General features: G+C 64.8%; 28 protein-coding genes. 9 read left to right on the top strand and 19 right to left on the bottom strand.

What is annotated here, in order from left to right; genetic code table 11:
* Window positions 1-42: 42 nt before the first annotated feature.
* From ACQY4V_RS18815 to ACQY4V_RS18770, 10 genes are all read right to left on the bottom strand, one after another.
* Window positions 43-630, bottom strand: a complete 588-nt coding sequence (locus ACQY4V_RS18815; protein WP_428514345.1) for a hypothetical protein — start codon at window positions 628-630, stop codon at window positions 43-45.
* The gene (locus tag ACQY4V_RS18810) at window positions 627-1454 is read right to left on the bottom strand and encodes an ABC transporter ATP-binding protein (protein ID WP_222451477.1); all 828 of its coding nucleotides are present in this window, start codon (window positions 1452-1454) and stop codon (window positions 627-629) included. Before ACQY4V_RS18810 ends, ACQY4V_RS18815 begins: the two co-directional genes overlap by 4 nt.
* Before the next feature lie 110 nt (window positions 1455-1564).
* Window positions 1565-2845: an ABC transporter substrate-binding protein gene (locus tag ACQY4V_RS18805; protein ID WP_428514343.1), complete on the bottom strand. Its 1281-nt coding sequence runs from the start codon at window positions 2843-2845 to the stop codon at window positions 1565-1567.
* A 90-nt stretch (window positions 2846-2935) separates the two neighbouring features.
* The gene (locus ACQY4V_RS18800; RefSeq protein ID WP_428514341.1) at window positions 2936-4012 is read right to left on the bottom strand and encodes a branched-chain amino acid ABC transporter permease; all 1077 of its coding nucleotides are present in this window, start codon (window positions 4010-4012) and stop codon (window positions 2936-2938) included.
* Between the two features lie 99 nt (window positions 4013-4111).
* Entirely contained in the window at window positions 4112-4360 is a 249-nt protein-coding gene (locus ACQY4V_RS18795; RefSeq protein ID WP_428514339.1) for a hypothetical protein, read from the bottom strand.
* Window positions 4357-4746, bottom strand: coding sequence for a VOC family protein (locus ACQY4V_RS18790; protein ID WP_428514337.1), 390 nt, complete (start codon window positions 4744-4746; stop codon window positions 4357-4359). The genes ACQY4V_RS18795 and ACQY4V_RS18790 overlap by 4 nt, the downstream gene beginning before the upstream one ends.
* The gene (locus ACQY4V_RS18785) at window positions 4743-4955 is read right to left on the bottom strand and encodes a hypothetical protein (RefSeq protein WP_428514335.1); all 213 of its coding nucleotides are present in this window, start codon (window positions 4953-4955) and stop codon (window positions 4743-4745) included. Before ACQY4V_RS18785 ends, ACQY4V_RS18790 begins: the two co-directional genes overlap by 4 nt.
* Before the next feature lie 3 nt (window positions 4956-4958).
* The gene (locus ACQY4V_RS18780; RefSeq protein ID WP_428514333.1) at window positions 4959-5948 is read right to left on the bottom strand and encodes a branched-chain amino acid ABC transporter permease; all 990 of its coding nucleotides are present in this window, start codon (window positions 5946-5948) and stop codon (window positions 4959-4961) included.
* Between the two features lie 95 nt (window positions 5949-6043).
* Window positions 6044-6862 (bottom strand): ABC transporter ATP-binding protein, encoded by an 819-nt coding sequence (locus ACQY4V_RS18775; RefSeq protein ID WP_428514331.1) that lies wholly within the window; start codon window positions 6860-6862, stop codon window positions 6044-6046.
* Window positions 6863-6926: 64 nt separating this feature from the next.
* A complete protein-coding gene (locus tag ACQY4V_RS18770) occupies window positions 6927-8900 on the bottom strand; it encodes an AMP-binding protein (RefSeq protein WP_428514329.1) in 1974 nt (657 codons plus the stop codon).
* A gap of 487 nt (window positions 8901-9387) precedes the next feature.
* On the opposite strand from ACQY4V_RS18770, the gene ACQY4V_RS18765 reads away from it, so the two are divergent.
* The 7 genes from ACQY4V_RS18765 (at window position 9388) to ACQY4V_RS18735 (ending at window position 16347) form a co-directional block, all read left to right on the top strand.
* Complete coding sequence (locus tag ACQY4V_RS18765) at window positions 9388-9990, top strand: 2-hydroxychromene-2-carboxylate isomerase (protein ID WP_428514327.1); 603 nt, start codon at window positions 9388-9390, stop codon at window positions 9988-9990.
* Window positions 9987-11900 carry a PAS-domain containing protein gene (locus tag ACQY4V_RS18760; RefSeq protein WP_428514325.1) on the top strand — a complete coding sequence of 638 codons (1914 nt, stop codon included), beginning with the start codon at window positions 9987-9989 and terminating at the stop codon, window positions 11898-11900. The genes ACQY4V_RS18765 and ACQY4V_RS18760 overlap by 4 nt, the downstream gene beginning before the upstream one ends.
* Window positions 11897-12610: a response regulator transcription factor gene (locus tag ACQY4V_RS18755; protein WP_428514323.1), complete on the top strand. Its 714-nt coding sequence runs from the start codon at window positions 11897-11899 to the stop codon at window positions 12608-12610. The genes ACQY4V_RS18760 and ACQY4V_RS18755 overlap by 4 nt, the downstream gene beginning before the upstream one ends.
* A gap of 244 nt (window positions 12611-12854) precedes the next feature.
* Window positions 12855-13505, top strand: a complete 651-nt coding sequence (locus ACQY4V_RS18750; protein ID WP_428514321.1) for a histidine phosphatase family protein — start codon at window positions 12855-12857, stop codon at window positions 13503-13505.
* Between the two features lie 13 nt (window positions 13506-13518).
* Entirely contained in the window at window positions 13519-14148 is a 630-nt protein-coding gene (locus ACQY4V_RS18745) for a glutathione S-transferase family protein (protein WP_428514319.1), read from the top strand.
* Window positions 14145-15191 carry a saccharopine dehydrogenase gene (locus tag ACQY4V_RS18740; protein ID WP_428514317.1) on the top strand — a complete coding sequence of 349 codons (1047 nt, stop codon included), beginning with the start codon at window positions 14145-14147 and terminating at the stop codon, window positions 15189-15191. The genes ACQY4V_RS18745 and ACQY4V_RS18740 overlap by 4 nt, the downstream gene beginning before the upstream one ends.
* A gap of 13 nt (window positions 15192-15204) precedes the next feature.
* Window positions 15205-16347, top strand: a complete 1143-nt coding sequence (locus ACQY4V_RS18735; protein ID WP_428514315.1) for a saccharopine dehydrogenase family protein — start codon at window positions 15205-15207, stop codon at window positions 16345-16347.
* Between the two features lie 66 nt (window positions 16348-16413).
* Here ACQY4V_RS18735 and ACQY4V_RS18730 read toward each other — a convergent pair whose 3' ends face one another.
* The 7 genes from ACQY4V_RS18730 to ACQY4V_RS18700 form a co-directional block, all read right to left on the bottom strand.
* Window positions 16414-17028: an outer membrane protein gene (locus ACQY4V_RS18730; RefSeq protein ID WP_428514313.1), complete on the bottom strand. Its 615-nt coding sequence runs from the start codon at window positions 17026-17028 to the stop codon at window positions 16414-16416.
* A gap of 171 nt (window positions 17029-17199) precedes the next feature.
* Window positions 17200-17526, bottom strand: a complete 327-nt coding sequence (locus ACQY4V_RS18725) for a DUF3775 domain-containing protein (protein ID WP_428514311.1) — start codon at window positions 17524-17526, stop codon at window positions 17200-17202.
* Between the two features lie 70 nt (window positions 17527-17596).
* Window positions 17597-18331: an SDR family NAD(P)-dependent oxidoreductase gene (locus ACQY4V_RS18720; protein WP_428517297.1), complete on the bottom strand. Its 735-nt coding sequence runs from the start codon at window positions 18329-18331 to the stop codon at window positions 17597-17599.
* Entirely contained in the window at window positions 18328-18909 is a 582-nt protein-coding gene (locus ACQY4V_RS18715; RefSeq protein ID WP_428514309.1) for a DUF3833 domain-containing protein, read from the bottom strand. The genes ACQY4V_RS18720 and ACQY4V_RS18715 overlap by 4 nt, the downstream gene beginning before the upstream one ends.
* On the bottom strand, window positions 18909-20120 hold the full coding sequence (locus tag ACQY4V_RS18710) for an MFS transporter (RefSeq protein WP_428517295.1): 1212 nt from the start codon (window positions 20118-20120) through the stop codon (window positions 18909-18911). The genes ACQY4V_RS18715 and ACQY4V_RS18710 overlap by 1 nt, the downstream gene beginning before the upstream one ends.
* Before the next feature lie 50 nt (window positions 20121-20170).
* The gene (locus tag ACQY4V_RS18705) at window positions 20171-20926 is read right to left on the bottom strand and encodes a DUF1365 domain-containing protein (RefSeq protein ID WP_428514307.1); all 756 of its coding nucleotides are present in this window, start codon (window positions 20924-20926) and stop codon (window positions 20171-20173) included.
* Window positions 20923-22221: an NAD(P)/FAD-dependent oxidoreductase gene (locus ACQY4V_RS18700; RefSeq protein ID WP_428514305.1), complete on the bottom strand. Its 1299-nt coding sequence runs from the start codon at window positions 22219-22221 to the stop codon at window positions 20923-20925. The genes ACQY4V_RS18705 and ACQY4V_RS18700 overlap by 4 nt, the downstream gene beginning before the upstream one ends.
* A gap of 115 nt (window positions 22222-22336) precedes the next feature.
* On the opposite strand from ACQY4V_RS18700, the gene ACQY4V_RS18695 reads away from it, so the two are divergent.
* Complete coding sequence (locus ACQY4V_RS18695; RefSeq protein ID WP_428514303.1) at window positions 22337-22996, top strand: sigma-70 family RNA polymerase sigma factor; 660 nt, start codon at window positions 22337-22339, stop codon at window positions 22994-22996.
* A gap of 8 nt (window positions 22997-23004) precedes the next feature.
* Window positions 23005-23655 carry a ChrR family anti-sigma-E factor gene (locus tag ACQY4V_RS18690; RefSeq protein ID WP_428514301.1) on the top strand — a complete coding sequence of 217 codons (651 nt, stop codon included), beginning with the start codon at window positions 23005-23007 and terminating at the stop codon, window positions 23653-23655.
* Window positions 23656-24268: 613 nt separating this feature from the next.
* Here ACQY4V_RS18690 and ACQY4V_RS18685 read toward each other — a convergent pair.
* Window positions 24269-24877: a VPLPA-CTERM sorting domain-containing protein gene (locus ACQY4V_RS18685; RefSeq protein ID WP_428514299.1), complete on the bottom strand. Its 609-nt coding sequence runs from the start codon at window positions 24875-24877 to the stop codon at window positions 24269-24271.
* 634 nt (window positions 24878-25511) lie between these two features.
* Window positions 25512-26255, bottom strand: coding sequence for a glutamine amidotransferase (locus tag ACQY4V_RS18680; RefSeq protein ID WP_428514297.1), 744 nt, complete (start codon window positions 26253-26255; stop codon window positions 25512-25514).
* Between the last annotated feature and the right edge of the window lie 110 nt (window positions 26256-26365).

Genomic DNA, 26365 nt, shown 5'->3' with positions numbered 1-26365 from the left:
TGTCGGCCCTCCGCTGGCCAAGGTCTCTGCGTCCAACCGCTTTCATATCCGGTACCCGTCCGATGCCAGCCCCGGTCGCCCCACATTCCGCTCCAGGCTGTCCCTGACCGCATCCATCAAGGGCGTGCCATAGGGCCAGTTCCACAACCCCACGCCGAACCCCGCGATGATGAAGCCGCCCTCGGACGCCCAGTCATTCACCGATGTCTCAGCGCCGCAGGCGATGCACGTGACAGCCGCGTCGGAAAAATCTGCATCGGCCACCGCCTCACCGATCTGGTCGATCTGGTCATTGAACGCCTCCACCTCTTCGTCCGAAATCGTCACCCCGCAGCGGGGGCAGTCCAGCGTGCCGGCGTTCAGCGGACCGTAATTGAAGATCAGCGACCCGCAGAACTCCGCGCCATTGGTCAACAGATCCGCAAAGGACTCGTAAGGCCGGGCAAGCCGGACGGCCGCTTGCGCCGGTCGATGCACAGGCCCCCTTGGGTCACCCAGAATGGCGTCCGGGTCCCGGTTCCGTCGGATGATCCCCTGCGCGGTCAGGTCGGCAATCGTGTCGTCAAGCAACGCTCCGGCGTTCGGCGGCGTCGGTTCCGGATAGGCAAAGAACCAGACACTGTCGCTCATGAAAGCCACCGCTTCCGCCGGCGATAGCTGCGCACGTCGCGGAACGATTTGCGCCCCTCGTCCGACATGCCCAGGTAGAATTCCTTCACATCCGGGTTCTCGCGCAGCTCCTTCGCCGGCCCGTCCATCACCACGCGCCCACTCTCGAGGATGTAGCCATACTGCGCGAACCGCAGCGCCACGTTGGTGTTCTGCTCGGCCAGCAGGAAGGTATAGCCTTCCTCCTCGTTCAGCGACTTCACGATGCCGAAAATCTGCTCCACCAGCTGCGGCGCCAGCCCCATGCTGGGCTCGTCCAGCAGGATCGTCTCGGGCCGCGACATCAGCGCGCGCCCGATCGCGCACATCTGCTGCTCCCCGCCCGAGGTATAGCCCGCCTGGCTCTTCCGCCGCTCCTTCAGCCGCGGAAAATACTCGTAGACAAGGTCCAGATCCTTCTCGATCTCCCCCTTGCTCGACCCCCGCGTATAGGCCCCCGTCAACAGGTTCTCCTCCACCGTCAGGTGCTCGAAACAATGGCGCCCCTCCATCACCTGGATCACGCCTTTCTTCACCAGCTCCGACGGCACAAGATCCTGCACCCGCTCCCCGCGATACCGGATGTTGCCCTTGGTCACCTCGCCCCGCTCGGATTTCAGCAGGTTGGAAACCGCCTTCAGCGTGGTGGTCTTGCCCGCCCCGTTGCCGCCCAGAAGCGCGGTGATCCCGCCCTTCGGCACGCTCAGGCTCACGCCCTTCAGCACGAGGATCACGTGGTTGTAGATCACCTCAATATTGTTCACCTCAAGCAGGTTCTCTTCGGTCTGGACAGCAGCCTCGGCCATGCTTCGGTCTCCATCGCGTCGGGTCCTGCGTGCGACCCGCGCTTTTTCTTGCCAAAAATACTCGAAATCCCCCGGCCGCCACCGCGCGCAGCGGCCGGGGAAAGGTCAGATCAGCAGCCCGGCTCGATCCCGTTCTCTTCCGCGAACGCCGCCGAATCCTCTTCCACCAGCGGCTGGATGACATCCTGGTCCGACTGGTAGTATTCGGTGATCAGGTCGAACGCGCCGGCCTCCGCGTTCCACTGCGAAACCGCGCCAAAGCCGTTGCCGCCATGGTTCTCGCACGACACCTTGAACTCGGGGCCAAAGTTCGGAAGGCCAAGCGCGGCCATCTTCTCTTCGGTCATTTCCAGGTTCTCCATGCCGTCGCGCATCTGGGCAGCATTGATCGCGGCGGTGCCATGCATCTCCTGCGCGGTCTTGATCGCCTCGGCGGCCAGCATCGCGGCATACATGCCCCGGTTATACAGGACCGAGCCGATCTGATCACCCGCACCGGCGGCGTTGCCGGTATCCACGACATATTGCTGGATATCGTCATAGACCGGGTAATCGGACCCCAGGTTGTGGAAGGTCAGCGCCTTGTACCCATCGGCTCCGGCGCCCGCGGATTTCACGTCGTTCTCCGAGCCGGACCACCAGATGCCGATGAAGTTCTCCATCGGGAACCGGATGTTCACGGCTTCCTGGATCGCGACCTGGTTCATCACGCCCCAGCCCCACATGATCACGTAATCCGGGCGCTGCTGGCGCACCTGCAACCATTGCGACTTCTGCTCCTGGCCCGGGTGATCCACCGGCAGCAGCATCAGCTCGTACCCATGCTTCTCGGCCAGTTTTTCCAGCGTGCGGATCGGCTCCTTGCCATAGGCGGAGTTATGATAGACCAGCGCCACCTTCTTGCCGCTCAGGTCGCCGCCATTCTGCTCCAGTAGATGCGTGATCGCGAGGCTTGCGCCGTCCCAGTAATTGGCGGGATAGTTGAACACCCACTTGAACACCTCACCGGCCTTGGCGCTGGTCCGGCCATAGCCCATCGTGTGAAGCGGGATGCCATCGGCCGTCGCCTTGGGGATCAGCTGATAGGTGATGCCCGTGGACAGGGGCTGATACACCAGCGCGCCTTCGCCCTTGGTCGCCTCGTAGCACTCCACACCCTTCTCGGTGTTGTACCCGGTCTCGCATTCGATCAGGTTGATCTTCTCGCCGCCGATGCCGCCGTCACGCTCGTTCAGCAGGGTGAAATAATCCTGGTAGCCGTCCGAGAACGGGATGCCGTTCGCCGCATAAGGCCCGGTGCGATAGCTGGTATCGACGATGGTCAGCTCCGCAAGCGCGGGGCTCGCCACCATCGCCACAGCCGCAATCGCTGTCAGCAGTCTCTGTTTCATCGGTTTGTTCCTCCCTTGGTATGTCCGATGTCTCTTCATGGGCGCGAGCGCCCAACCCGTAGGGCGGGATTTCATCCCGCCACGCCGCCCCTAATGCGGAAACGGCCATAGTCTCAATTTCTCCTTGGCCACCCGCCACAGCTGTGCCAGCCCGTGCGGCTCGGCCACCAGGAATATCACGATCAGCCCGCCCACGATGATGAACTCGAAATGCGCCGCCAGGTCCGTGGGCCAGCCCAGCCCGCCCACCAGCACGTTCTTCAAGAGCACCGGCAACAGCACCAGGAACGCCGCCCCGGCGAAGGAGCCGAAGATCGACCCGAGCCCCCCGATGATCACCATGAACAGCACGAGGAACGACTTGTTGATGCCAAAGACCTCACCCACTTCCACGGCGCCCAGGTAGACGGCAAAGAACAGCGCTCCCGCGATCCCGACGAAAAAGCCCGACACGGCAAAGGCGCTCAGCTTGGCCTTCAGCGGATTGACCCCGATGATCTCGGCGGCAATGTCCATGTCCCGGATCGCCATCCACTGCCGCCCCTGCATCCCCCGCGTCAGATTCCGCGCCACCAGCGCACAGACCACCGTGAACACCAGGCAGAAAAGATACGCGGCCCAGGGCGCGGTCTCGGCCCCGGTGATCGGCACGCCCAGCACCGTGCGCTCCGGCGCGTTGATCTGGCCCGAGGCCGAGTAGTTGTAGAACCACCCCACCCGGTTGAAGAGCCACACGAGGAAAAACTGCGCCGCCAGCGTCGCCACCGCCAGGTAAAACCCCTTGATCCGCAAGCTGGGCAGGCCGAAGACCACACAGACCCCCGCCGTGATCCCGCCCGAGAGGATCACGTGGAAAAAGATGCTCACCTCCGGAAACCCGGTCATCAGCTTGTAACAGGCATAGGCCCCCACGGCCATGAACCCCCCGGTGCCCAGGCTCACCTGCCCGCAATAGCCCACCAGGATGTTCAGCCCGATCGCCGCGATCGAATAGATCAGGAACGGCAGGAAGACCGCGTTGACCCAGTAATCGTTGATCACGAAGGGCACGACGGCAAACGCCACCAGCAACACCGCATAATAGCGGAACCTGTCGAACTTGATCGGAAAGGTCTGGCTGTCCGCCACGTAGGACGTCTTGAAGTCGCCCGCCTCACGATAAAACATCAGATCTCTCCTCCAGATACGTCACAGGCGCCCATCGAAGGTCCCGGGCGGGCGGGTGCCGTGGGCCGCAGGGACGCGCGGTCGCCCGACCGCGACCTTTCAAATAGGTTCCGCATCGTCATCCTCCCGCGTCATTACCCGGTTCGCGGGCCGGGCATAGCCCGTCTCCTCCGCGTGCCGCACCAGCCAGAGCCAGGCCAGCATCCCCGCGCCGCCGCCCAGCGCCGCGAGGATCGCAGCCACCACCATCTGCCCGGCCGACTCCACGCCCGAGGTCAGCGCCAGGTACCCGAAGGCCCAGAACCCCGACCATGCCACGACGTTCAGAATTGCGATCAGCTGTCTCATATCCTGGCCTCTCCCTCGAACGTGGCCGCGTCGCCGGGCCAGTCGTCGCCCTGCGGCCCCACCAGGCAGAACCTGTGCCCAGTCGGCGCCTCCATCACGATCCAGCCGCGCAGCCGGTCGACCTCGCGCGCGCCCAGCGCCGTCAGCCGCACACATTCCGCTTCCTGGTCGTCGGTCTCGATATCCAGGTGCACGCGTGGCGCGTGATCCACCGCCTGCAACAACACCTTCGGGTGCCCGCGATGTCCGTCGAACTCGGTGTATTTCCCGCGTTCGTCGAACTTTGCGTCCTTGCCCAGCGCCGCCGACCAGAACGCCGTGGCCTCAGACAGGTCATCGGTTTGGCAGTCGATGCAGACCACGCTGATACGCGCCTTGTGGGTCATGCACCGCCCTCCCCGTCCTTCAGCATATCCGCCTTCAGCGCCGCGAACTTCGCCTGCGCCGCGCCCCAGCTTTCCTCGGCGCGCCCCGCCATGGAAATCTCCGCGCCGCAATTGCCGCAGGCAAACGACGCCCCTTCCATCAGCGCCCGCGTCTCTATCGCGATGGGCGTGCCGCAATCCGGGCAGTCTATGCTCTGCTCAAGGCTCACCGCTCATACCCTCTCGATGATCTTCTCGCCGAACAGGCCCTGCGGCCGGAACACCAGGAAGATCAGCGCCAGCACATAGGCAAACCAGATCTCCGTTGCCCCGCCCAGGTAAGGCGCGCCAATGGCGAACTCGAATAGCTTCTCTCCCACGCCGATCAGCAAACCGCCCACGATGGCCCCGGGGATCGAGGTGAAGCCGCCCAGCATCAGCACCGGCAACGCCTTCAGCGCGATCAGGCTCAGCGAGAACTGCACGCCCGACTTGGTGCCCCACATGATCCCCGCCACCAGCGCCACGAACCCCGCCAGAGACCACACCATCACCCAGATGAAGTTCAGCGAAATGCCTACCGACAGTGCCGCCTGGTGGTCATCCGCCACCGCCCGCATCGCGCGCCCCTGCTTGGTGTATTGCGCAAAGACGATCAGCGTGAAGACCAGCGCGGCGGCAATCACCGTCGCCACAATGTCCAGGTTGTCGATGAAGAAGCCATAGCCGAACCACCCCGCCGTGGTCTGGTCGATCACGTCGTTGATCCCCTGCGGCAGGCCCACATCCATCGTCTTGATGTCCGACCCCCACATCATGTCCCCGAACCCTTCGAGGAAATAGGCAAGGCCGATCGTGGCCATGAACAGGATGATCGGCTCCTGGTTCACCAGGTGCTTGAAAATCAGCACATTCACGACCCAGGCCAGCGCCACCATCACCACCATCGTCAGCAAAATCGCCGCCAGCGCCGGCACGTGCCAGCCGAAATGGTGGATTTCCGTGCCGAAGATCGCGTTGATCAGGTGGCTGAATGGCACCTGCCCCTCCATGATCCCCACCAGCGTCAGCGCCGCGAAGAGCGCCATGACACCTTGCGCATAGTTGAAGATGCCGCTGGCCTTGTAGATCAGCACGAATCCCAGCGCGACCAACGCATAGAGCACGCCGGCCATCAGGCCGTTCAGGAACACTTCCATGCCGAATATCAGCTGATCAGGCATCACGAACCTCCTTCGCATTCCCGCCCCGGTCCTGATCCGGGGCCTCCCGGCCGCCGAGGTCCCGGCTCAAGGCCGGGACGGGCGAACGCCCCCCATCAATCATGCGCCACCCCCAAATAGGCATCGATCACCGCCTGGTTGCTGCGCACCTCGTCGGGCGTGCCATCCCCGATCTTCTTGCCGTAATCCATCACCACGACACGGTCGGACAAATCCATAACCACCCCCATGTCATGCTCGATGAGCACGATAGTCGTTCCGAACTCGTCATTCACATCAAGGACAAAGCGGCTCATGTCCTCCTTCTCCTCGACATTCATCCCCGCCATCGGCTCGTCCAGCAGCAGGATCGACGGCTCGGCGGCCAGCGCCCGCGCCAGTTCCACCCGCTTCTTCAACCCGTAGGGCAGCCGACCCACCGGCGTCTTGCGGATGTGCTGGATTTCCAGAAAGTCGATGATCCGCTCCACGAAAGCCCGGTTCTCGACCTCCTCGCGCTCGGCCTTGCCCTTCCACAACGATTGCGAAAACAGCCCCGATTTCATCTCCCGGATGCGCCCCGTCATCACGTTGTCCAGCACGCTCATCCCTTCGAAGAGGGCGATGTTCTGGAACGTCCGCGCAATCCCCTGCTGCGCCACCTGGTAGGGCTTCATCTGCGGGCGCTTTTCGCCCTTGTACCAGACCTCGCCCTCCTGCGGATTGTAGAACCCGGAAATGACGTTCAGCATCGAGGATTTGCCCGCCCCGTTGGGCCCGATGATCGCCCGGATCTCGCCTTCGCGCACGTCAAAGCTGATATCCTGGATCGCCACCACCCCGCCGAAGCGCAGCGTGATGTTCTTCATCTCCATCACCACGCCGCCAATCTTGCGGCCATCCTCGGTGGTGAAACCTTCGGTCTGATCAAGCATCAAAACTCTCCCAACGCGAAACGGGATGGCGGGCGGGGCGATAGCGAAGCTGAGCGTCGTCCCGTCATTCCGCCGCCACCTTCTCCTGCGCCACCGGCACCACCTCGGCGTCCACGATCTTCAACGTGGCCGAGATGCTGCCCTTGCGCCCATCCTCATAGGTGACTTCCGTCGTCGTGAACTTCTCCTCCGAGCCATCATAAAGCGCGCCCAGCAATTCCTCGAACTTCTCCGAGATCACCCCCCGCCGCACCTTCCGCGTCCGGGTCATCTCGCCATCGTCCGCGTCCAGCTCCTTGTGCAGCACCAGGAAGCGATGCACCTGGCAATGCGCAAGCATCGGGTCCTCGGCGAGGCTCCGGTTCACCTCTTCCACGTGTTCCTTCACCGTCTCCAGCACGCGCGGATGCCCCGCCAGCTCCTGATAGGAGGCATAGCCGATATTGTTCCGCTCGGCCCAGTTGCCCACGGCGTTGAGGTCTATGTTGATAAACGCCGTGCACTCATCCCGCCCATTGCCGAACACCACGGCCTCCAGGATGTTGGGATAGAATTTCAGCTTGTTTTCCACATATTTGGGCGCAAACAGGCTGCCGTCGGCCATCTTGCCCACGTCCTTGGCCCGGTCGATGATCTTCAGGTGTCCGGTCGCCTCGTCGATGAACCCGGCATCGCCCGTCGCGACCCAGCCCTCGGCATCCTTGGTGCTCGCCGTGCTTTCGGCGTTCTTGTAGTATTCCTCGAACACGCCATCGCCGCGATAGTAGACCTCGCCGCTCTCGGCGATGCGCAGCTCGACGCCCGGCGCGGCCACGCCCACCGTGTCGCTGTAGACCTCGCCATCGGGCTGCAGCGTGATGAATACCGACGCCTCGGTCTGCCCGTATAGCTGCTTCAGGTTGATCCCCAAGGAGCGGTAGAAATCGAAAATCTCCGGCCCGATCGCCTCGCCCGCCGTATACCCCACGCGCACACGCCCGAACCCCAGCGTATCCTTCAAAGGCCCGTACACCAGCAGCCCACCCAGCTTGTATTTCAGCCGGTCCCATCCGCTGACGCTCTTCCCGTCCAGGATCGCCGGCCCCACCTTCCGCGCATGCGCCATGAAGGTATGGAACAGCCATTGCTTCATCCGGCTGGCATCCTCCATCCGGATCATCACGTTGGTCAGCTGCCCCTCGAAGACCCGCGGCGGGGCGAAATAATAGGTCGGCCCGATCTCGCGCAGGTCCACCTGCATCGTGTCGGGGCTTTCCGGGCAGTTCACGCAGAACCCGCACCAATAGGCCTGCCCGATGGAAAAGATGAAATCCCCCACCCACGCCATCGGCAGATACGCCAGCACTTCCTCGTTCCGCGTCAGGTGATCGAACTCCGACGACGATTTCGACGCCTCGATGATGTTGCGGTTCGACAGCACCACGCCTTTCGGCTTGCCCGTCGTGCCCGAGGTGTAAAGCATCACGCAGGTGCTGTCGTAATCCAGGGCCTCGCGCCGCGCCTTGAGCTCGGCCATCAGCGTGTCCTTCGCCTCACGCCCCTGCGCCTGCACATCGCTGAACTGGTGCAGCTTGCCATGATCGTATTTCCGCAGGCCGCGCGGATCCACGTATATCATGTGCTCGAACTGGTGCAGGCCCTCCTGGATGTCGATGATCTTGTCGACCTGTTCCTGGTCCTCGACAATGGCGAACCGCGCGCCGCAATGATCCAGCACATACGCCATCTCGTCGCTTGCGCTGTCCTGATAGACCGGCACCGGGATCGCGCCCACCGATTGCGCGGCAACCATCGACCAGTAGAAATAGGGCCGGTTGCGCCCGATGATGGCAATGAAGTCGCCGTTGTTCACGCCAAGGTTCAACAGCCCCAGCGCCAGCGCCTCGATCTCCTGCTCCGCCTCGGCCCAGGTCCAGCTTTGCCAGATCCCGTATTCCTTCTCCCGATAGGCGGGCCTGGCTCCGAACTGCGCGGCGTTGCGCTGCAAAAGCGCCGGAATGGACGCAAGCCCATCCGCGCCTCTCGACGACTGTGCCAAATTTTGTCCTCCCTTTGTCCGCTCTCTCCCGCGAACAGACCGCTCCCCCTGGGGACGATTCTTGATCCACCATAGAGTGCGCAGCCGACGCTGAGCGTCAACTTTTTCCTGATCTTTTCCCAATCCTTACGAATTGTAACAGACGCCACGTAATGCACCGGAGCCGCGCGATCGCCAGACCGCGGGCTGGCGAACAACCTTCCTTCAACGCACTTTATTCCTGCCGCATCCGCAAAACCTCAAATCGAAGCACCCACGTCAGCCAATCGCCAGCCCGTCCGGGCGGCCCCCCTTTCGGCGATTGCAGGCAATCGCCTTTCGGTCAGCGGACGATCGCGCGGCGGGTCTGAAGACCCTTGATTCCGCGCGCCACCACTTCCACCGTCATCCCGGACCTGATCCGGGAGCTCCTGCCCCGACAAAGCCTCACCCTTGACATACCCGCCATTTCCCCGTCGATTGCCCCTCTCGCAAGAGGATCGCCACCATGACGAAACCACAGATGGATTTCTGGTTCGAATTCGCCTCGACCTACTCCTATCTCAGCGTCATGCGCCTGCCCGCCCGCGCGACGGAGGCCGGCGTGGCCGTCCGCTGGCGCCCCTTCCTGCTCGGCCCGATCTTCGCCGCGCAGGGCTGGAATACCTCGCCGTTCAAGATCTACGCCGCCAAGGGCACCTACATGTGGCGCGACATGGAGCGCCGCTGCGCCGCGCGCGGCCTGGCGTTCAAACGCTCCGACACCATGCCCCAGCACAGTGTGCTGGCCGCCCGCACCGCGCAGCTGGCGCTCGAACACCCCCAGGGCATCGCCTTCTGCCAGAACGTCTATCTCATGCAGTTCGCCGAAGGCCTGAACATCGCCGACGCGGACGTCATCGCCGCCTGCCTTTCGGCGGCCAAACTTCCGGCCGACCTGATCGACAAGGCACAGGCCGACGCCAACAAGCACCGCCTGCGCGACACCACCGAAGAGGCGATGCGCCGCGGCATCTTCGGCGCGCCCAGCTTCACCGTCGGCGACGAGCTCTTCTGGGGCGACGACCAGCTCGACACCGCCCTCGCCTGGGCATCGGGTCACGCCGCATGACCCGGCCCGACACCACGCAGATGACAACGGCGGGCCTCAACCTCATCCAGCAGGCCCTGACGATCTACGACGCCAACCTCGATCTCGCCGTCTGCAACCGCCGCTTCCAGGAGATGTTCGACCTGCCAGACCGGCTGGTCACCCCCGGCGCCCGTTTCGCCGACACCATCCGCTTTCTGGCCGAGCGCGGCGACTATGGCGAGGTGACCGACCTCGACCGTTTCGTCGCCGACCGGGTCGACATCGCCCGCGCGTTCGAGCCGCATTACATGGAACGCACCCGCGCCAACGGCCGCACCATCAGCGTCGAAGGCTCGCCCCTGCCCCAGGGCGGCTGGGTCACCGTCTACACCGACATCAGCCGCGCCAAGCAGCAGGAGGCGCTGCTCGCCGCCCGGTCCGAGGAACTGTCCGACCGGCTGGTCACCTATTCCGACGACCTCGCGGCGGCCAACCGGCAACTGGAATCCACCATCATCGCGCTGGAAGAGGCCAAGCGCCAGGCGTCCGAGGCCGAGGCCCGCATGCGTCTGACGACCGAAATGGTGCCGGCCCATATCGCCCATCTCGGCCCCGACCGGCGCTATACCTATTCCAACCGCCGCCTGTCGCTCATCATGCCCGGCAGCACCGCCGATCCGGTCGGACTCGACCCGTCCGAGGCGCTGGGCGATGACACCTTCGCCAACATCGCCCCGCATCTCGACCGCGCCTATGCCGGCGAGCCGTCGGTCTTCGAGTTCACCCACGCCGCCAGTTCCCGCCGCATCCGCGTCGCACTCACTCCCGATCCGGCCACCGGCGGGGTCTACATCCTGTCGATGGACATCACCGAAGAGGCCCAGACCCGCGCCGCGCTCGGCCAGCACCGGCGCCGCGAAATGGCCGCCCAGCTGACCTCGGGCCTCGCCCATGATTTCTCGAACCTGCTGACCATCATCCTCGGGATGCAGTCCCGCCTGCAATCCATGTCCCTGCCCGAAGAGGCCGCCGACCTCATCGCCGCCACCCTCGGCGCGGCGCGGCGCGGCGGCACCCTGCTCGACCGCATCGCCGACATGACCGGCCCGCGCGAACATACGCCCGTGCCCACCGACCTGCCCGCCTTCCTGCACGATCTCGAACCGCTTGCCCGCTCCGTCCTGCCCGAAGCGATCACCCTCGATATCCGGCCCCCCGACGCGCCCCGGACCTGCCTGCTCGATCCCGGCATGTTGCAGGACTCGCTGATCAACCTGCTGCTCAACGCCCGCGACGCCATAGGCAGCGCGCCAGCCGGGCACGGCCGCATCACGGTCGCCGCCACGGCGGTCCAGGCCACCTGGCTCGACGTGACGGTCTCCGACACCGGCCCCGGCTTTTCCGACCACGTCCGCAGCCACGCGTTCGACCCGTTCTTCACCACCAAGGGCGGCGAAGGCTCGGGGCTGGGCCTCACCATGGTCTACAACATGACCAAGCTCGCCGGCGGCCGCGTGATGATCGACAACACCGACACCGGCGGCCAGGTCACCTTGCGCCTGCCCCTGCGCGAGGTCAGCGCCACGGACGAACCCGGCTTCGTCCTGCTGGTTGAGGACAGCGCAGACCTGCGCGAAAGCATCCGCGCCATGCTGCGCGCCGACGGCCACCAGGTGATCGAGGCCGCCAGCGCGACCGAGGCGCAGGCGCTTCTGCACGGCCTGCCAGAGATCACCGCCATCCTCTCGGACATCACCCTCGAAGGCGAGGCCACCGGCCTCGACCTGTTCGACGCCCTGCCGGCGCGGCACCCGCCCGCGGTGCTCATGACCTCGCTGCCGCCCTCCGATCCGCTGCACGCCGCCGCCCTTGAACGCGCGCGGGTGCTGCGCAAACCGTTCCAACCCGGCGCCCTGCGCGCCGCGCTCGCGGGCGGGACCACGCCATGATCGATACCGCCCCCCTCGTCACCATCCTCGATGACGAACCCGCCATCCGCACCATGCTGGCCCAGACCCTGGAAGAGGCCGGCTTTCGCACCCTCACCTTCGCCCGCGCGACCGAATTCGAGGCCGCGCTGCGCACCACCTCGCCCGATATCTGCCTCGTCGACCTGTCGCTGCCCGACCGCGACGGGCTGACGCTGGTGCATCGCCTGGCACTTGAACAGGGCGCGCGCGTCATCATCATCTCGGGCAGGGCCGAGGTGCAGGACCGCGTCACCGGGCTCGAACTGGGCGCCGACGACTACATCATCAAGCCCTTCGATCCCGCTGAGGTCGTGGCCCGCATCCGCGCCCGCCTGCGCCGCGACGTACCCGCCTCGCAGTCCGGCGACACCGCCCGCTTCGGCCTCTGGACCGCGCATTTCGACCGCTACGTGCTCGAGGACGACACAGGCGCCGAAACCCCCTTTTCCCACGCAGAAGGCGAAGTCCTGCGCCTCTTTCTCGACCGCCCCAAGCGCCTGATCTCGCGCCAGGCCATGCAAGAGGCCCTTGGCGGCGCGGCGGGCGAAAGCTTCGACCGCGCCATGGACGTCCGCATCTCGCGCCTGCGCACCAAGCTGCGCGAGGACCCCAAGAACCCCCGCCTGATCAAGACGATCTACGGCGCGGGCTACATCTTCCTGGGGGATGTCAGCTGGGGCTCGGCGTAACGCACGCTCAACCGCGTAGGGTGGGTGACAACCCACGCGCCCCACCCCCTGCACACCCCTCGCCCGCCACCAAGGCCCTCCGGCCCATCTTGCCGCGACTCATTCCGGACCCGTCCCAATCCCTGCGTAGGGTGGGTGAAAACCCACGCCTCCCCACCTCCCGAAATATTCCGCCCCGACCGGCTTCACCCTCCCGCGCCCCGGCGCTAGGTTGCCCACATCTGACACGACGAAAGCACCCACCTTGGCGGAACTCATCCTTGTGCGGCACGGGCAGGCCAACAGCCACGCTACCGACGAAGACAGCTACGACCAACTCTCCGACCTCGGCGCCGACCAGGCCCGCTGGCTGGGCGAGCATCTGGCCGCCACCAACCCGCATTTCGACCGCGTCCTCACCGGCACCCTGCAACGCCAGGTCGAGACCGCCCGCCACATGGGCGTCACCGTCACCACCCAGGACCCCCGCCTCAACGAGCTCAGCTATTTCGCCCTCGCCCAGGCCGCCTTCGACGCCCACGCCATCCCGGTGCCCACCGACCCTTCGGAATTCGCCCACCACCTGCCAAGGGTCATCACCCTCTGGACCCAAGGCCACCTGCCCGGCGTCCCCGAAAGCTTCGACGCCTTCGCCGCCCGCATCGCCGAGGTCCTGACCGAGCAATGCGCCGACGCCGGCCGCACCCTGCTGGTCACCTCGGGCGGGGTCATCGGCATGGCCCTGCGCCACGCGCTCGACCTCGACAACACGGCGATGGCCCGCGTGATGCTGCAGATCAACAATTCCTCGATGCACCGCCTCAGCTACGTGCACGACACGCTGATGGTCGCAGGCTTCAACGCCACACCGCATCTCGACCGCCCCGACCGGGCCCATGCCCGCACCTATGTCTGAAGGACCCACGCCCATGAAATTCTACTACGCCCCCGGCACCATTGCCGTCGCCACCGGCTTGCTGCTCCAGGAATCGGGCCTCGAGCACACGCCCGTCGCCGTCGACTTCGCGAATGCCGTTCAGACGAAACCCGACTACCTCGCCATAAATCCCAAGGGCCGCGTGCCCGCGCTGGTCACCGATCAGGGCATCCTGACCGAAACCGGCGCCATCGCCGAATATATCGCCAGCTGCGCGCCCGAGAAAAACCTCGTCCCCACAGACCCGTGGCAGGCGGCCCAGATGCGCAGCATCTGCTATTACCTCGCCGCGACCATGCACGTGAACCACGCCCACGGCCCCCGAGGCATCCGCTGGGCCGACAGCGACGCGGCGCTCGCGGACATGAAGGCCAAGATGCCCCAAACCATGACCGACAGCTGCACCTTCATCGAGGAAAACTGCACCTTCGCCCCCTTCGTCATGGGCGAGGCGATGACCGTCGCCGACCCCTGGCTTTTCGCCATCTGCTGCTGGCTGGAAACGGACAATGTGGACGTGGACCACTTCCCCAAGATCAAGGCCCACCGCGCCATGATGGCCGCCCGCCCCTCGGCGGCGGCGATCCGCGACTATGGCCTGCTGACGAAAGACTTCGCATGATCCACCTCTGGCTCCGCGCCGAACAGCGCGACAACGAAGACCGCACCGGCCTGACCCCCGAGGGCGCCGCCGCCCTCATCGCGCAAGGCATGCAACTCAGCGTCGAGGACAGCCCCGACCGCATCATCCCCACCGACCGCTATGCCGACGCGGGCGCCACCATCGTGCCGCAGAACTCATGGCCCGACGCCCCCCGCGACGCCATCATCTTCGGGCTCAAGGAACTGCCCGACGACGGCACGCCCCTGCCGCACCGCCACATCATGTTCGGCCACGCTTTCAAGGGCCAGCATTCCGGCCGCCGCCTGCTGGACCGCTTCAAAGCCGGCGGCGGCACGCTCTACGACCTGGAATACCTGGTGGATGATCAGGGCCGCCGCGTCGCCGCCTTCGGCTACTGGGCGGGCTACGCCGGTGCCGCCGTCAGCCTCTTCGCCTGGGCCGCCCAGCAACAGGGCCAGACCTCCGGGCCCGTGTCCGCCTACCCGGACAAGGACGCGCTGCTGACCGACCTGGCGCAGGCGCTCGACGCCACCGGCCACGACCGCCCCACCGCCATCGTCATCGGCGCGCTCGGCCGCGTCGGCACCGGCGCCGCCGACCTCTGCACCGCGATGAAGGTCACCCCCACCAGGTGGGACATGGACGAGACCGCCCATGGCGGCCCCTTCCCCGAGATCCTGGACCACACCCTGTTTCTCAACTGCATCTTCGCCCGCCCCGGCACGCCCGTCTTCGTGCCAAAAGAGGCCCTGACCGCCCCTCGCCGCCTGACCGTCATCGGCGACGTCGCCTGCGACCCCGACAGCGATTACAACCCCGTGCCGGTCTATTCCCAGGCCACCACATGGGACGCGCCCGTCACCCGCGTGCACGACACGCCCCCGCTCGACGTCATGGCGATCGACAACCTGCCCTCGCTCCTGCCGCTGGAATCCTCGCAAGACTATGCCAGCCAACTCTTGCCATCCCTGAAAACACTGGACAAACTGGACGCCGGAGTGTGGGCGCGCGCGGAACGGACCTTCCGCGAGCACGTTTGAAGGGGACACCAACATGACAATCCACTGGTGTGGCACCGGCCTTTCGGCGGTGCCCGGCCTGCGCAGGCTGATCGAGTCGGGCCATTCCGTCACCGTCTGGAACCGCTCGCTGGACAAGGCCGAGGCGGCCGTGGGCGACCTCACGAACCGCATCCGCGCGTTCGATTTCGACATGCTCTCGTCCGAGGTTCAGGAGGGCGACATCGTTGTCTCCATGCTGCCCGGCGACTGGCACGTGCCCATCGCCGAGATGTGCATCAACAAGGGCGCACATTTCGTGTCCTCGTCCTACATCGCCCCCGAGATGCGCGAACTGCACGCCAAGGCGCTTTTGCGCGGCGTTTCCGTGGTCAACGAAATCGGCCTCGATCCCGGCATCGACCACCTCATGGCCCATCACCTGATGGCCGACTACCGCGCCTCTCACGCCTTCAACCCGGAAAACGACCTCAGCTTCCTCAGCTATTGCGGCGGCATCCCGAAAAACCCCAACCCCTTCCGCTACAAGTTCAGCTGGTCGCCGCTTGGCGTGCTCAAGGCGCTGCGCTCGCCCTCGCGCTCGATCCGCAACTTCTCGGAACTCAACGTCCAGCGCCCCTGGGACGCGCTTGGCACCTACACCGCGCCCCTGCCCACGCCCGAGACGTTCGAGGTCTACCCCAACCGCGACAGCCTGCCCTTCCTCGACGATTACGGCTTCGAGCCCGCGTGGCGGGTCAAGGAATTCGTCCGCGGCACGCTGCGCCTCGACGGCTGGTCCGACGCCTGGGCCGATGTCTTCGCCGAGATCGAAACGCTCGAAGGTCCCGAAGGCGAGGCAAGGCTCAAGGAAATGTCCGACCAGTTCTGGCGCGACAACGCCTATGGCGATGACGACCCCGACCGCGTCGTGCTCTGTGTCGACCTCAAGGCCGAACGCGGCGGCGACGCCGTCTGGCACAAGACCTTTGTCATGGATGCCTGGGGCGACGCGCGCGGCACGGCGATGTCCCGGCTGGTGTCGGTCCCGGTCTCCCTCGCGATCGAGGCCGTGGCGCAAGGCGAAATCCCCGCCGGCGTCAGCCCCGCGCCCAACGACCCCAGGCTGGTGGAACGCCTGCTGTCAGAGGTCGACCGGCTGGCGCAGCACCTTCAGGTCGTGGACCACCTCGGCTGACGACCTTGCAAAAGGCGTAGGGTGGGCGAAAGCCTACGCGCCACCCTCACCACTGTGGCCCCGGTCCTAGAACCGGTAGGACATCCGCAGACGATAGGTCATGCCGTCGACGCTGCCCGAGGGGGACACGTCGTCGAACTCGTGGTACAGCGCATCGGCGCCCGCGACCCATTTCTCGCTCAGCTTGAAATCGACCCCGGCACCGGCCACCCAGCCCCAGCTGTCGATGCTGATCGCACCGCCGCCACCGCTCATGTATGCCGCGCCGCCGGTACCGTAGACGAACGCGCTGCCGGTATCGAGGCCGACGCGCAGGCGCAGGCGGGAAATCGAGTCCACATCCACGGTGTTGAACGAAATATCGGTAAAGTCGATATCCCCCTCGACGCCGTAGACCAGCGTGCCGCGATCCCAGTTGTATCCGGCGTGAACACCGCCCAGGAAGCCATCGTCGTCAAGGTTGATGACCTGCGGAATGTTCGCCCCGGCAGGCGGGGGCAAGGTTGCGTCCAAGTCGAAATCGCCGAAACCCAGCTGGACACCGACATACGGCCCGGCCCAGTCCGAAACCGGCACGGGCGGCGGCGCCACGTAGGGATCCGCGGGCGGCGTAAGGTTGCCCGCCAGCGCGGGGGCGGCCGTGATGGAAACGATGGCTGCGACGACGACAGATGCTTTCATTTCATCCTCCTGAAAACGCCTTTGCGCCGGAGCATACCACATCCCGCGCCATTTCGGGCGCTCTCCGCGCGGCCGGCTGCATTTTCCCGCCCCCGCGGGCAAAGGCGCAACACTGCGTAGGGTGGGTGATAACCCACCTGTGGGGGGGGAAAACCCACCACGCCGCGAAAATCACCCGCCGCGCACCAGGTCGTCCTCGTCGTCCTGCGCCGACAGGCCCAGCTCGTCCAGGCCGTTCTCAAGGTGATCCGACAAATGCGGCGTGCCCAGAAGGTAATCCGCCGTCGGCGTCGTGGCCTCTTCCCGCGCGGTCGCCTTGGCCTCTTCCAGCTCGTCGGCCCCGAAGCTGCCGCGCCCGATCCACATCAACGCCACCAGGCTGGCCTGTTCGTCCTCGGCCAGCCGCTCGATGAACGCCCTCAGCTCTCCTTCCGCGCGGTCCAGTTCGCGCGACATGAGGATCACCTGGGCGACTTTGTACGTGCTGATATCCAGCATGTCCCGACCTCCTTTTCCGTCTCTCAGTCTAGCGGAAAACTGGTCTCAAAGACAGGCCGCGACCTTGATCTCACGCAAACAGGCGGAAATATAACCAGTTGGGCAGGAACCGCGCGCCGCGGAAAACCAGGCTGAACCAGCTGGGAAAGTTCCGGTCGAACGCGTTCTCATCGTTCATCAACTCGAACATGATCTGAGCGGCCTCTTCGGGCTCCATCAGGCCCGGCATTTTGAAATCGTTCTTGTCGGTCAGCCGCGTGCGGATGAACCCCGGATTGGCGCATTGCACCAGAACGCCCGTGCGCCACAGATCGGCCCGCATACTCTGCGCCAGCGACATGATCCCGGCCTTGGACGCGCCATACCCTATCGCCCCCGGCAGGCCGCGAAACCCGACCAGCGAGCCGGTCATCACGATATGCCCGTGATCGCGCGCGACCATCTTCGGCACCACGTGGTTCAGCACCCGCACCGTGCCGGTGAAATTCACATCCGCCATCGCTGTGACCTGCTCGGGCTCCCACTCGGTCGCCTTCATCGGCCAGTAGACCCCGGCCAGCGTCACCACCCCGTCGATCTCGCCCACCTCTTCGGCGGCGGCCTTCACGCTCTCTTCGTCGGTCACGTCCACGGTCACGACACTGGATCGCCCCGGCAGCATCTCCGCCACCTCCTTCAGCCGGTCCTCGCTGCGCGCCGACAGGATCACCTCCGCCCCCACCGCGCTCAGTTTCCGTGCCAATGCCGCGCCAAGGCCTTCGCTGGCACCCACCAGCCAATAGCGTTTTCCAGTCCAGTCCATTATGCCGCTTTCTGAATATCCGTGTCGTCCAACTTGTGCAGGGTCGCCACAAGCTCGGCGACCTTGATCCCATACTTGCGGAACTGGCTGCGGTTCACAATGGTTCCAGCCGGCGTCAGGTACATCCAGTCCTCGACGCTCAGAACATGACCACCCGCCTCGGCGGGCAGGCGAATATCATAGCACAGCTGCACCGCCGCCCCCGCGTGCCGTCCCTGCCCTGTGCCGACCACGTCATCGGCCTCGGCCCGGATGCGTCCGTCATTGCCCAGCTCCAGCCGCCATTCGCGCTCCTGCACCGTGCCGCTGTCATAGGTGAACCGCTCGGCCATCACGCCCTTGTTGCCGTCCCAGCTTGCATCGAACCGCGCCGAAAACCGCGACGCCACGCGCCCCAAGGGCCCGTAGATCACCCCCTCGCAGCGCATCGCGCCGTTCAGATGCTGGCGCAAGTCGAACCGCGGCAGCGTGTCGGCATAATCCTCGACCCTTTGCGCCCGGAACCCGGCGAACCGATTGCGCAGCACCGCCACCCCCGTGGCCAGCGCCGCCCCGCACATGATCAGAAATCCTTCGAACATCATCTCCGTCTCCCTGCTTCAACCATGGCGCCCGCGGGCGCGTCCCCGTCCCCGGGCGCCGTTGCCAGCAGCGCAATCGCTGCCAGTTTCAGAACGCAGGGCACCGCCCCGTAGAGCAGGCTCAGCGCCCACAACGCGTCGTCCGAATTCTCCTGCCCCGAGGCATAGCCGACCGAGTCCAACAGCGGCAGCAGCCCCACCGCCGCAATCGCCAGCGTGATCTTCGACACGAAGGACCACAGGCCAAAGCCCTCGGCCGCCCCCGGCGACACCTCCGCCATCCGGTCCGCGAAGAGCGCCGGCAACAGCGTCATGTCCGCCCCCAGCGCGATGCCGGTCAGCACGCAGATAACCGCAAAGGCCCAAATGTCGCCCGCGCCCAGCATCACGGCAAAACCGAAGGCCCCAATCGCCAGCACCATCGCCCAGATCAGCACCCGGCGCGCGCCATGCGCCTCGGCCAGCTTGCCCCACACCGGCGCCGCCGCCGCAGCACTCAGGAAAAACACCAGCAGCAGCGGTCCTTCCCAGCCCGGCGCCGCCAGCCGGTCCTCCACATAGAACAGAAACAGCGTCGAACTCACCGCCACCGGCGCCGAGTTGGCCAACGCGACCAACAACAGCCGCCGCGCTTTCGCATCGCGCAGCACCGTCCCCAGTTGCGAGGTCACGCCCTCTTCGGGCGGCCGCCCGCGCCACTCGGTGCCCATCGCCCACAGCGCCACCAGCCCCAGCCCGGCAAACGCCACGGCAAAGGCCGCGTACCCGCCCAGCGCCACGGGGGCCACGGCGGCGGCACAAATGCCCAACAGCGCCCCGGTCTCGCGCCACCGCGCAACGCGCAGGTGCCCGCCCGTGCCCATACGGCCTGCCACCGACACGCCTTGAGCATAGAAACAGATCGTCAGGTAGCTGAACGCCGAAAACACCAGCGTCAGCATCACCGCGAACCACCACAATGGCGGCAGCATCGGCTCGACCGAAAACAGCCCCAGCATCCCCGCGATCATCGCCACCCCGGCGATCAGCACGGTCAGCCCGCGATAGCCCGCCGTCATCGCCGACACCCGGCCCAACAGCGGGTCCTGCACGAAATCCAGCAGGCGCAGCACCCCCAGCACCGTCCCCAGCGCCGCCAGCGACACGCCGTATTCGTCCACGAAAAACTTCGGCGCGTGCATATACAGCGGCAGCCCCGCCGCCGACAGCATCGCCGCAAAGAGGGCAAAGGCCGGCAAGCGCGGCGCCTGATCTGATCCGCTCACCGGCTCACATCCTGTGCCGGCGGCTCGGGCCGGTTCTGGAACCTGGCCCCCTTCCACCACAGCTTCAGCGCCTGCCAGTGGATCAGCGCCAGCACCCGGCGCGACCCCAGCGGCCGCCGCGACAGCGCCTTCAGCACACCCGCCGCGGTCAAGGCCCTGCGGTCCCCCACCAGCGTCGCGATCACCCCGTCCTTGCCCCGGCTCAGGTCGATCCAGATCCCGATCCGGTCGGGCCGGATGTCGAAGCGAAAGGTATAGTCGCCTTGAATCGTCTGGAACGGCGAAACGTGAAACACCTTCTGCGCCCGCAGCCTGTCCTCGGGGCCGATCGGGCTGCGGTCATCGTGGTGGCACAGATAGGAATGCCGGTCGCCATAGGTGTTGGTCACCTCCGCGATCACCACCATAAGGTCATCCGCCGCACTGTAGCACAGCCAGAACGCCACCGGGTTGAAGATATGCCCCAGCACCCGCGGCTGGGCCAGCAATTCGATCCGCACCGGCGCCGCGAACTGGTGCGCCTCCAGCACCTCGCGCACCCACGCAGCACCGCGCCCCTGCCCCGGCAGGCCGCCATGATCTCGGTCCCGCAGGCTGAACAGACCGGCGCGGTTGCGCCCGAACACCCGACTCTTCGGCAGCGCCGCTTCCGCATCCACTATCACGTAGTCGATGCTGTACCGGAACGCGTTGCGGATATCCCCCTTGCGTCCATGCCACGTATGGCCCGCGATATGGTCGGGTCCATTCACGCCGCCGCCGCCGCGCTGTCCCGCGCCAGGATCGCATCGGCCACGTCATAGGCGCTCGACAACCCGTCCTCGTGAAACCCGTTCTTCATCCAGGCCCCGCAGAACCACGTGCCCGCGTCGCCATTGATCCGCGCCACCTCGGCTTGCGCTCGCAGCATGTCCATGTCGTAAACCGGATGCCGCAGCACCGTCTGGTCATAGATCATCTCGTCCCGTATGGGCCGCGTGCTGTTCAGCGTCACGAAATGCGGATCGTCTATCGGTATGGGCTGCAAAGAGTTCATCCAGTAGGTCAGGTCGATCTGCCCGTCCCGCTTGGCCGGCCCTTCCATGTAGTTCCACGACGACCACACCGCGCGCCGCTTCGGCATGACGGATGTATCGCAATGCAGCACAACGTCGTTGGGCTGGTATTTGACCTTGCCCAGCGCCGCCCGCTCCTCGGGCGTCGGATCCTCCAGCATCTTCAGGCTGTCATCGCCATGCGTGGCGAATATCACCTCGTCGAAACTTTCCCACTCGGCGCCATGCGCCCGCACCTCGACGCCACGTTGCGTCCGCCTGACCCCGGCAATCGGCGCACCCGCCCGGATGCCCACGCCCAGCCCCAGCAACGCCGCCTCCAGCCGCGTCACATACGCGATCGACCCGCCTTGAACGGTGTACCACTGGTGCTGCCCCTCGTAGCCCAGCAGCGCGTGGTTCTCCATGAACCGGATCAGCGCGTGCGCCGGGAAATCCATCACCTTCTCCGTGGGCGTCGACCAGATCGCGCCAGTGAACGGGCTCAGGTACCGCTCGCGAAACCACTTCCCCAGCCCCATCGTCCGCAACAGCTCGCCGATACTGGCCTCGGGATGGGCCTCCGCCGTGCGCACCGCCCGCGCGTTAAACCGAAAGATGTCGCGCAGCATCATCCACATGCGCGGGTCCAGCACGTTGCGCGTCTGGGCAAAGAACGCCTGCGCCCCGTCCAGCCCGTACTCGAACCGCGTGTCCCGGAACGATGCGCCAAAGCTCATCTTGCTTTCCACGACCGGCACGTCGAGATCGGCGAACAACTGGGTCAGATGCGGATAATTGGCATGGTTGAACACGATGAACCCTGTATCCACCGGCTGCGTCCCGTCCTTGCCCGCCATCCTGGTCCGCGCATGTCCGCCCAGTCGCGGCTCGGCCTCGAAAAGCGTGACATCGCAGGTCCCGGCCAGCCGCCACGCGGCCCCCAATCCACTGATCCCCGCGCCGATGACTGCGACTTTCTTGCGCGACAACGCAACTTTCTCAACTTGCATTCCGTGTAGTACCCTTAATTGCCCCTATTTAAGGTACGACCATGCGTCGAAATCGGATGCAAAGAAAACGTCTGAATTTTTTGATCCGATCCGGCAACGGTCGCGTAGCAAGGATATGTTCAGTGACGCTGACGCCATCGAGATCACCGGCCACCGTGCCGACACCCCGCCTCAGGCGGGCGTGCTGCTTTCACTCCGTGGCAACGGCAAGAGTATTGAACCGGTGATAGAGAAGACGGAAGAGCATACCCAGGACTGGGCGCAAGTCATCGCCCGGATACGCGATCAGCGCGACCGCGCCGCCTTTCAGCGGCTGTTTTCGCATTTCGCCCCGAGGGTCAAAGCCTTCCTGATGAAGTCCGGCACGGACGCGGCGCTGGCCGAAGAATGCGCACAGGAGGTCATGGCGACCCTCTGGCAGAAGGCCCACATGTTCGATCCCTCCCGCGCCAGCGCGGCGACCTGGATCTTCACCATCGCGCGGAACCGCAGGATTGACGCGATCCGCAAGCAACGACGACCCGAGCCCGAGGAATTGCCCTGGGGCCCGGAGCAGGAACCGGACCAGGCAGATGCCCTGGCCCTGCAACAGGAAAGCGAAAAGCTGGGCGCCGCCATCGCGCAGCTGCCCGAAAAACAGAAGGACCTGATCGAAAAGGCCTATTTCGGTGACCTCACCCACTCCGAGATCGCCGAACAGACCGGCCTCCCGCTCGGGACCATCAAATCGAGGATCAGACTGGCGCTGGACCGCCTGCGCCACCAGATGAAGTGAACACGACGATGACAGACACGATCAAACACCACCTGAGTGACAAGCTGCTCATGGGCTATTCTGCGGGCACCCTGCCCGAGGCGTTCAGCCTCGCGGTGGCGGCACACATATCCATGTGCGACGAATGCCGCGCCCGGCTCGAGTCCTTCGACGCGGTCGGCGGCGCCCTGATGGAAGATTGCGGCGATGCCGCCCTGTCCGACACCGCGTTCCAGGACACCCTGGCCCTGATCGACGCCGCCGACCTCTCCGCCCCCGAAACCACCCAGACGGCCACCGGCACGCTGCCGCGCCCGCTGCAGGACTATATCGGCGGCGACCTCGACGCGGTGAAATGGAAATCCGTCGGCATGGGCGTGAAACAGGCCATCCTGCCCACCTCGCGCGAAGCCACGGCCCGCCTGCTCTACATCCCCGCCGGCGCCGCCGTGCCCGACCACGGCCACCGCGGCACCGAACTGACACTGGTGCTGCAAGGCGCCTTCGCCGACGAGGTCGACCGCTTCGGCCCAGGCGATATCGAGATCGCCGACGAAGAGCTCGACCACACGCCAGTGGCCGAAGTGGGTGCCGACTGCATCTGCCTCGCCGTCACCGACGCCCCCCTGCGCTTCCGCGGCCTTATCCCCCGCATCGCGCAGCCCTTCCTGCGGATCTGACATTTCTTTGCTGGCAGCTTAACCGCCTGCCGGTCCGCTATGAGGGCCAAACCCAAGGTTGGCCACAAAAGCCGCTTGATCGCCAGGCCGTCGCACCAGACCAGAGGTGCGAAGTCCAACGTAGGCACGTCTTCGACGTGACCGGCGGTGGGTGGCCTTCCACCTTGTTCCCGCGCAACACGTCTCTTTCCTTACGTCGGCTGTGCGGGACCTTTTTGCGGTTCACGACGGAGGCGAGCGTAAGCCCCTGGGGTGGCGATCCGACGGCAACTATGAAGCATTTAATGCCTGCCAAACACATCCTCGGAAAGATCGTTGCGCTCAGCCTCAGCCAAATCGCCAGCCCGAGGGAGGGGCTGACGATGGCCGGGCCGCTTCGCGGCTGTCAACCGGCTGGGTGCTCAATACTAGTGTCTTGATCCCGACATTCGTTGCGGGCAACACGGATGTCGGCAGTGCGGACGAAGTAAGCTTTCGCTGTGTACTGCACCAACGGCAGCAAAGTGCAACTTCCAAAACGGCTACACAGGCATCGGGCTTTGATGCGCACAGCGTTGGCGTCTGAAAGGCGCCCTCTGAAGGCGCCTCTTCTCGTTATACTTGATTGTTGCGGCTAAGATTTCTTGAAGCGACGAATGGCGCCCAATCCACCGAGGCCACCGATCAACAACCATCCAGCCGCTGGAAGCGGAATGGGGCTGGACGGCGACGGGTCCCCTTTGTACCAAGCATTCACATGCGAAAAAGCATTTCCCGCTGTGACTTTTTCGTAGGTAAACCAAGTCCCCGAAAGAAGTGCATCAGCGTCCAAAGCATAGAATGCATAGCCGTTACCGTGTTTGATAGAGAGGCCAAGCATCGAGTAACCATGGGGGTTCAGAATTGACCAGACGTTCAAATTGCCCGCGCCGTCGCCGATAGTTAGCGACAGTTTGCCGTCACCCTCATTAGTCGAGTCCTCAGGATTAGATCCCTGCACCTCAGCTCCCGAGGTCCAGCCAGCCAAGGAAATAAGACTTTTTTTGCCTGTGGAGTTTCCAAGATCGCCGCCCTGATCCCCACACATCGAACCGGGATCAGTAACGGACAAATCGACAATGCCTTGCGTTGCAGAAAACGATTTTCCTCCACACGATTCAATCGTCGCAGCACCAGCTCCACCAGCGAGCACCGATCCCAGGACTGCAGCAGCGGCAAGTTTACCTAGTACAAGATTCACCATTATTTCCCCCAAACGTTTACTTACCGAAAATCACAGCGGGCAGACCGCCAAGCTCTCCAAGCTTCAGAATATAAGCTGGTTTAAAATACATACCTAACAAAATCGCCACATTCCTGCCGCATTCAAGCGAATTCGCAACCTGAGAGGCGCTACTTCGGAGATAATCCCCCTAAGGTTGCTTGTATTGTTACTTTTCGGACGCGATGAAGAAATTGAAGTTCGTTCGAAGTACGGCCTGTAGCGATTCGCTTCGTGAGCTGCGAAAGCCTCGGCGCATTGAAGGCCATTTCTCGGCATTCTCTTTGGGCCGTGTCCTACCAAGCTTCGGATCCCTACTTCCCGAAAACGGACTTTAGCTGCGGTACAGAAAATCGGTGAAGTCGGCTCGAAGCGGACAGTCCACCTGGCCGATGTCATCAGGCCAATCGGTACGGGCTCTGACCGTCGAGGGCGGCCCTCCGCCCGACGAACCGAGCCACCGGGCGCCCCCGTCCCGGGCTTGACCCGGGACCTCCCGGACACGCGCCGACCCTCCGCACCTTCCGTTAACCCACCGCCGCCTGACACTGGCACCGCCGCGATACCACCCGGATACCGACGCGATACGGACGCGGTTTCGGACGCTCCGGCGGGCTTAACCCTTGCCATACCTCTGCACGAAATTCCGCAGGATCATCTCCGGCGCGAACACGTCCGCGGCCCGGCACATGGCGATCAAATCCTCCGCATCCTCGGGCGGGAAATAGCCCCGCTCGCGGTAGATCCTGATCCGCGTCTCGAACCCGTCCGCATCCGCCTCGGGGTGGAACTGCGTGGCATAGACATTCTCTTTATACCGCAACATCTGGTAGGGGCATGCCTCGGACCTCACAAGGTGCACACATCCCTCTGGCAGATCCTGCAACGCCTCCTTGTGCCCCACGAAAGCGTCGAACGCCGTCGGCACGCCCGCCAGCAGCGCATCGTCCTTGCCCTCCGGCGTGACTTCGCAGGCCGATGTGCCCACCGCCTCGCCAAAGGCCCGCTTGCTGACATCGCCCTGCAGGTGCGCCCCAAGGATTCCGATCCCGTAACAGCAACCCAGGAAAGGAAAATCCCGCTCCGTCACCTTGGGCATCAGCCCCAGAACATCCGCTTCGATCCGCGCCTCGATCTCGGATTTTTGCTCCGGCGCATCGCTCACACAGCCCGGACCGCCCCCGACGATCACACCCGAAAACGCATCCAGATCAATGTCTTCCGGCAACCTCTCCCGGTCCATCCGGATCCGCCGCGCGGCGCCGGCCTCCAGTCCGCCCTTGCGCAGGATCGCCGCGAACTCGTCGTCCGACGCCTCGGTTTCCGGACGCAGTTGCAGGATCAGGAAAGGCTTGGTCATGGTCCATGGCTCCGGCAAGGGGTCCTCTCCATTGGCCTCATTCCGGCGCGCAGGTCAACCCACCCGCATCCCTTGACCCCGCTTGGCAATAGAATACCCTGCGCCACGAC

Source organism: Roseovarius sp., assembly GCF_965277045.1.
GTDB lineage: Bacteria > Pseudomonadota > Alphaproteobacteria > Rhodobacterales > Rhodobacteraceae > Roseovarius.
This window is presented reverse-complemented; position numbering and strand designations above follow the sequence as displayed.